Origin of the sequence: Teichococcus deserti (assembly GCF_001982615.1) — a bacterium.
In the GTDB taxonomy this organism is placed as follows: Bacteria; Pseudomonadota; Alphaproteobacteria; order Acetobacterales; family Acetobacteraceae; genus Pseudoroseomonas; species Pseudoroseomonas deserti.
The window spans coordinates 1-2,046 of sequence record NZ_MLCO01000555.1 but is presented as its reverse complement, the minus strand read 5'-3'; the positions used below and the strand labels follow the sequence as shown (position 1 = coordinate 2,046).

Annotated in this window: 2 protein-coding genes and 1 pseudogene; all 3 read left to right on the top strand. The window is 72.8% G+C overall.

Annotation, left to right across the window (positions count from 1 at the left end; translation table 11 throughout):
- A pseudogene (locus BKE38_RS30025) lies at positions 1 to 683 on the top strand (glutamine synthetase); the annotation flags it as partial.
- Positions 683 to 1,450: an N-formylglutamate amidohydrolase gene (locus tag BKE38_RS30020; RefSeq protein ID WP_076960709.1), complete on the top strand. Its 768-nt coding sequence runs from the start codon at positions 683 to 685 to the stop codon at positions 1,448 to 1,450. The pseudogene BKE38_RS30025 and the gene BKE38_RS30020, both read left to right, overlap by 1 nt.
- On the top strand, positions 1,447 to 2,046 hold a 600-nt coding region (locus tag BKE38_RS30015), incomplete at its 3' end, for a M20 family metallopeptidase (protein WP_131829820.1). The genes BKE38_RS30020 and BKE38_RS30015, both read left to right, overlap by 4 nt.

Here is a 2,046-nt window from a genome sequence, read left to right as displayed (position 1 = left end):
GCTGGCGCGCCAGCTTCGCCCCCAAGACCGCGCCCGACGGCGTCGGCAACGGCGTGCATATCCATCTGAGCCTGCGCGATGCCGGCGGCCGCCCGGCGATGCGCGACGAGACGCGCCCCGGCGCCCTGTCGGAAGCCGCCGGCCGCTTCTGCGCCGGCATCGTCCGCCACATGCCGGGGCTGCTGGCGCTGACCGCGCCCAGCCCGATTTCCTACCTCCGCCTGCAGCCGCACCATTGGTCGGCCGCCTATGCCTGCCTGGGCGAGCGCAACCGCGAGGCGGGGCTGCGCATCTGCCCGGTGGTCACCATGCCCGGCGCCGATCCGGCCAGGCAGATGAATGTCGAGTTCCGCGCCACCGACGCCACCGCCAACCCCTATCTGGCGCTGGTCGGGCTGGTGCTGGCCGGGTTGTCGGGCTTGCGCGAAGGCCTGGCGCAGCCGCCGCTGGTCAATTCCGATCCTTCCGAGCTGCCGGAAGCCGAGCTGGAAAGCCTGGGCGTCCGCCGCCTGCCGGGCGACCTGTCCGCCGCGCTTGCCGCCTTCGAGGCCGATCCGCTGTTGACCGCCGCCCTGCCGGTGAACCTGCAGAAATGCCTGCTGGCGGTGAAACGGAAGGAAATGGCGCTGGTCGAGGGGCTGTCGCCCGAAGAGCTCTGCGCCCGCTACCGGGCGGTCTACTGATGCCCCGCCTGCTCGGGCCCGGCGAGCCGCCGGCGGTCACCTGGCACAACCGCGACGGCGCCTCGCCCTGCCTGCTGCTGTGCGAGCATGCCAGCAACCGCCTGCCGAAATCCCTCGGCGGCCTTGGCCTGCCGCCCGGCGAGATCGACCGGCATATCGGCTGGGACCCCGGCGCGCTGCTGCTGGCCAAGGCGCTGTCGGCGCGGCTGGATGCCATGCTGATCGCCAGCGGCTATTCGCGGCTGGTGATCGACTGCAACCGCCCGCCCGGCACGCCGTCCAGCATCCCGGCGCGCAGCGAGGACACCGTCATCCCCGGCAACCTTGCTTTGCGCCCCGGGGACGCCGCCACCCGCGAGCGGGAGCTTTTCTTTCCGTTCGCCGAGGCGGTGACGGCGGAGCTGGATGCCCGCCAGGCCGCCGGCCGTCCCGCCTGCGTCGTCGGCGTGCACAGCTTCACGCCCGTCTATCGCGGCGTGCCGCGCATCTGGGAGGCCGGGTTGCTTTACGATCGCGCTGAAGGCTTCGCCCGGCCGCTGGTTGAAGGGCTGCGCGCCCAGGGCATCGAGACCGGCGACAACCAGCCCTATCAGATCGAGATCGACGAGGATTACACCGTGCCCGTCCATGGCGATGCCCGCGGATTGCCGGCGCTGCTGATCGAGGTGCGCCAGGACCTGCTGGCCGATGCGGCCGGCATCGCCCTCTGGGCCGACCGCCTGGCGCCGCTGTTGCGCCAGGCCATGGCCGCCGCGGTGCCGGCATGAGCGCCGACCTCGAGGCCCGGCTGCGCCAGGCCCTCGCGGAAGATGCCGCGGCCACGCTGGATCTTCTGGTCCGGCTGGTGCGCATCCCCAGCGTCAACCCGAAGTTCGAGCGCGCCCCGGGGCTGAACCAGGAAGCCGCAGTCCAGGACCTGCTGGAGGCCGAGCTTCAGTCGCTCGGCTTCGCCACGACCCGCGAATACCCCTTCCCGGATCGCCCCAACCTGATCGCCTCCCTGCCGGGGACGTCGGAGAAAAGCCTGGCGCTGTGCGGCCATGTCGATGTGGTGCCGGTGGGTGACCCCGCTGGCTGGACCCGCGACCCCTTCGGCGCCGAGATCGCCGGCGGCAGGATGTATGGCCGCGGCTCGGGCGACATGAAGGCCGGGCTGGCCGCCTGCCTGGCCGCCTGCCGCGCGCTGCACCGGCTGGGCGTCAAGCTGGACGGCCGGCTGGAATTCCACGCGGTGGTCGATGAGGAGGCCGGCGGCTTCGGCGCCATGCTGGCCGCCCGCCGCAGCCCGGCGCCCTCCGCCGTGCTGGTGGCGGAAAGCACCGCCGGCAGCATCCGTCCCTGGGCCGGCGGGCTGGACTGGGTG